Genomic DNA, 4,815 nt, shown 5'->3' with positions numbered 1-4,815 from the left:
ATACCAACGGTCATTGGGTCTGACCGACATGAGCCCATTGCCGCATTCCGATTGAGGTGATGGTCTCTGGTTGAGCAATGAGCTTCTGCCAGGCGTCGCATGCTGCCTCGATGATCTCGAGGTAAGTTTCGAAGACGCGGTTGGAGAGCCAATTGGCACGAAGGTACTGCCAAATGTTTTCGACGGGGTTGAGTTCAGGCGCGCGCGAGGGCAAAAAGATTGGCGTGATGTTGTCGGGCACGTCGAGTTTGCTCGTTGTGTGCCATCCGGCCCGGTCGAGAAGGAGTACGGCGTGGGCACCCCTGGCGACATGGCGGGAGATCTCATTGAGATGCATCTGCATGGCCTCAGTGTCGGCATATGGCACGGCAATTGCTGCGCCAGTTCCACGTGCCGGACATATGGCGCCAAAGAGATAGGCATTCTCATAGCGCTGATCGGCCGGTTGGCGGGGCCTCGATCCGCGCCTGCTCCATTGGCGGACGATGCCATTCTTCTGACCGATGCGGGCCTCGTCCTGGAACCATATCTCCACCGGCGTTTTCTCTGGCAACTCAGCGAGATGGGCACTCAGCGTTTGGGGGAAGTTTTTTTGAACGCTGCGATGGTTTCAACATCCTGCCCGGGGTGGCGCGGACGGGCGCTGACGTGTGAGAACCCCAGCTTCTTCAAGAGTGTCCCGACATATCGCTCATGAAAGTCCACACCGAACCGCTTCTTGATCACCAGCTTGAGGTCGATACGCCGCCAGCGCACCACACCGTCAGCTTGTCTGTCGGGGCCGGCGTCAACGAGGGCCGCCAGCTCGCTCATCTGCTCCGATGACAGGCGTGGCGTGGGGCCGTTGGTCCAGGCATCCAGCAATGCCTCGGGACCTCCCGTATTGAACCGGTGAACCCAGTCGCGAAGCGTTTGGCGGTCCATTCCACCGATCCGGGCCGCATCGTCGCGGCTCATACCATCCAACACCGCCGCCAGCGACAGGAGCCGCCGGCTCTGATTGTTGTCTCGAGACTGCTTCGCCAACCGGCGAAGCTCACGAGCCGAGAAATCTGTCCGTAGGGGTACTGCTGGTGGCATGGCGCGAATCCTCCTCGCGCCCAGTGAATCAGAACTCCAACTTCAGGGGAATCCCCCCGTGAGTCAGGCCCAGGAGCCAATGGTATAAGACGGAAAAGGTGGTATGATGTTAGAACTTGGTAACGAGACTTCGGACGGGGGCATAGCTGGGCGGTGAGATCCGGAACTCATTGTACCTGTGCGCGGAGTTGAAGGCTGCTTCTTCCTGATGAATTGCCTCCAGCATCTTCGTGACGAGAAACATCACATCGGTTCTGGAGGCCCCTCGTCTGATGGTAAGGGTGACAGACCGATCCTTCTCATCTCCCACATAGCCGACAAGATGAACGAAGCTGTTATCCATTTGGCGTCAATCCCCATCAATAGGGCGATAAAATCAGGTTCTAGACTTGAATCATTGCAATCATTTGTCAGTAAGACAAAATAACAAATCAAACGTTAATAAACGTACGTATTCTTGCCATACAACAACTGTATCTCCTGCCATTATGTGCCGGCGAGCCGGACAGACAAAATAGGCTATTTTGTCTCCGAACTTAGCTCACTGCCCGGAAACGGACTGTTCTCCCGTAGTCCGCACTACCATTTCGGGAATTCCTCTCCAAAACGGCAGGCGAAACAGAGGCCGAACCGCCACGGAGTTACCGGAGGTTCCAGTTTTCGAGAAAGTGGAACCATCACAAACAGGACGGCAAACAAATTGTCACCTGAAATGCGTTGCCTCGCAGCGAAGCTCGCCTCCATGGGCCAAATGCTGAAACAATGGGCCAAAAACTCCGAGGCCAGCACCGGCTAGCAGCCTCGCATTCCCACGGAGTCTGCCGGTCAGCTGACGACTCTTGAACGTGTGAACCGGAGGCCTCGGCAGGCAAGCGCAATCCTCCCGAGGGCTGGTGTGTGTCTTGCTCAGGCGGCGCTCGACCGTGACAATCCGATAGAGCATGATCCGCGAGATGGAAAACCACTTTTGCGGTAAGATCATGCTCAAAAGATTGATCTTGCCCGCGTTCTTTTCGACCAGGTGATTCCACCTGTTCGGAACGCGCGCCAGCGAGGCTCGCTAGCGCCGAAGGACAGCGCCCAAGAACGGGCTGGACCGGCTTCGGGTACCGGTGGTAGCGTGAATATCTGTGAGCTCTCGCCCTCAAGTGCCATTTGAATTTCAACTCCGTAGCTCAGCGGAAACACCGAAAAAGATGGCCATGATACCAAAGATCATTCATCAGACCATTTCGGATCCGGCGAAGTTGGACGCAGAGATCCTTGATAACATTGCGTTTCTTAAATCAAATAACCCTGGATGGGAGCACCGGCTTTACTCGGATCAAGATCTGAGGAAGTACCTGAAGGGGAATTTGAGTTCTGCCGGATATGAGGCGATCCAGAAGCTGAACCCAAAGTACAACGTCGTCCTGGCCGACTTGTTCCGTTATCTCGTCTTGTTCGCAGAAGGCGGTGTATATCTGGACATAAAGTCAACAGCTCGAAAACCACTTGATTCGGTGATTTCGAAAGATGACACGTTCATCTTGTCGCAGTGGCCCAACAGGCTGGGTGAGCAGACACAGGGAGCGGGGCTTTATCCTGAGTTGGTCAGAATTCATGGGGGCGAATTCCAGCAGTGGCACATCGTCTCCATTCCGCGCCATCCGTTTCTCAAGAACGTCATCCAGAATGCCATGTTCAACTGCGCCAACTATCACCCCGGCTGGTTTGGCGTCGGAAAGATTGGTGTACTCCGGCTTTCGGGTCCTATCTGCTATACACTTGCAATCGCGCCACTAAGATTCCGATATAAGCATCGCATTGCCACGGCTGAGAAAATGGGTTTTGAGTACTCGATCTATCCAAAGCGAGGAAATAACGAGTACCATTCGCAGCACCCCAATCATTATTCGCGACAGACGGGGCCGATTTTTCTATGATCAGAGACGTGCTTGTTGGTTCTTGAACTCTAAGTGGATGGCTTGTTTTTTCATGGAAGCTGTTGGCGATATGGACGGTACTTCCATCAGCCTGTATCCCTAGGCCGGTCTTGTTGCCTGGAGGGGCGGGGTAGCGGGTGGCTCTCGCAAGAGTAGCCAGATGATGACAAACGAGCCCAACTTAAGCACTGAGTCCTGTGCGGTGGTGACCAAGTCCGATGGATGGTTTCGCTTTCTCCGTTGTGCAGGAGCCAGCAGCATGGCGCCTGAAGGACAGCAATCACGAACTCTGCTAGACGGCTGTTTGCATTCGGTGGTAGCCCCCAAGATGAATGAACCTTCCCGGTGAATTCAACTTTTGAGCGTGGCTCAACGATACATGCGTCCCAGCACTGGCGCGATGAGAAGCATTGTTAAGTCATGTAAAGGAATGCCGTGAGATGGTGGGTGAAAAGGCTGATTCTGTTCAAGCTCTCTACGATGCGCTCGTCGAGTTTCGTGGGAAGAATGACAGAGCAGATGTGCGGCGTAGATTTGTCAAGTTCTGCGCGGCAAACATAGATACTCCAGCCCAGATCTACCAGGATCTCTTCGTTCTGTTCAAGCTGAAGCTCAAGAAGGGCGGGTTTTTCGTTGAGTTTGGGGCAACTGATGGAGTGGGATTAAGCAATACATTGCTGCTCGAGAAGAAGTTTGAATGGAAGGGCATATTGGCGGAGCCTGGGAGGCGCTGGCTTCCGAGGCTTAAGGCGAATAGAACCTGCATCATTGACTCACGTTGTGTCTGGTCTGAGTCTGGCAAGACGATCGAGTTTCTCGACGCGCAGTTCGGTGAACTCTCGACGGTCAAGGGTTTCGAAGATCGCGATTTCAACAAGGACGCACGTCGAGAGAACGTTGTCTATCCGGTAGAGACAGTCTCGCTGAACGATCTGCTGTCTGAACATGACGCTCCACTGGATATTGACTATATTTCAGTTGATACCGAGGGCACCGAGCTGGATATTCTGAATGCCTTTGACTTTGCAAAGTACAATGTAAAAATTTTTACAGTGGAACATAATTATGTCAAAGCGGACAGGAGCGGAATAAGGAAGCTTATGGAAAGCAACGGTTTCGTCCGGCAGTTCGAGGGGTTCTCCAAGTGGGACGATTGGTACGTGAATACCAAGCTTTAGGTTGAGTGAGCAATCAAGAGACGTCCGCCAGTCCGCTTCCCAAGTCTTGCAGGACTTTCCGCCGCTCGTCCGCTCCGTGAGTTCAGCTGCGCTGAGAGTGTTGCTCATTTTGCGATCCATATCTCTGCGTGATCTTCACCACTCAGGGCTCCGTGGAAGCCGGTTTTGCGGTGGCATCATGCTCAAAGCATTGATCTTGCGCGCGGTCCTGTGGGCCGGGTGCTCCCACCCAGCCTGAATGCACGCTGGCGGATCAGAGACGGTTTCTGCGGCGAACCTAGCCTGCTTGTAAGCGCAACGCCGACCCCATTCTAGCGCGGCCGTGCTCGGCATGAGAGAAGCGGATCCAATTTTGGATTGGGTTTCTGATCATGGCATTGGACGGCAAAATGGACGCCCAATTGGACGTCTCATCGACTGGGCGGGTCTCGCGTCTCGAGGTTCTGGATGGGCCGACCGGACGCAAGCAGCGGAGCGAGGCGGAACGGTCCCGGATCGCGGCGGGGAGCTTCCGGCCTGGGGTGTCTGTCTCTGAGGTCGCGAGGCGGTATGGGGCGACCCGTTCGCAAGTGTATGACTGGCGGCGGCGGCTGAAGGATGGGCGGCTGGCGCTGGGTGGCGGGGTTGCTGCG

4 protein-coding genes are annotated in these 4,815 nt (G+C 54.8%); 3 read left to right on the top strand and 1 reads right to left on the bottom strand.

Going from position 1 to position 4,815, the window contains the following annotated elements:
• Positions 1–10: 10 nt before the first annotated feature.
• Positions 11–1,080 (bottom strand): IS630 family transposase gene (locus ACILRA_RS19860; protein WP_395663789.1). Its coding sequence is split into 2 segments (ribosomal slippage): positions 11–594 and positions 594–1,080, totalling 1,071 coding nucleotides; the frame shifts between segments, so codons are not numbered across the junction.
• Positions 1,081–2,282: 1,202 nt separating this feature from the next.
• Between ACILRA_RS19860 and ACILRA_RS19855 the strand changes: the two genes are divergently transcribed.
• From ACILRA_RS19855 to ACILRA_RS19845, 3 genes are all read left to right on the top strand, one after another.
• Positions 2,283–3,005, top strand: a complete 723-nt coding sequence (locus ACILRA_RS19855; protein ID WP_395663788.1) for a glycosyltransferase family 32 protein — start codon at positions 2,283–2,285, stop codon at positions 3,003–3,005.
• A 440-nt stretch (positions 3,006–3,445) separates the two neighbouring features.
• Complete coding sequence (locus ACILRA_RS19850) at positions 3,446–4,183, top strand: FkbM family methyltransferase (protein WP_395663787.1); 738 nt, start codon at positions 3,446–3,448, stop codon at positions 4,181–4,183.
• 389 nt (positions 4,184–4,572) lie between these two features.
• Positions 4,573–4,815 (top strand): transposase (locus tag ACILRA_RS19845; protein WP_395663786.1); only part of this gene is annotated, 243 nt, incomplete at its 3' end.

The sequence above is a fragment of the Aestuariivirga sp. genome, assembly GCF_044239095.1.
GTDB lineage: Bacteria > Pseudomonadota > Alphaproteobacteria > Rhizobiales > Aestuariivirgaceae > Aestuariivirga.
Note: the sequence above shows the minus strand (reverse complement) of the source record. Positions and strands in the feature narration are given on the sequence as shown.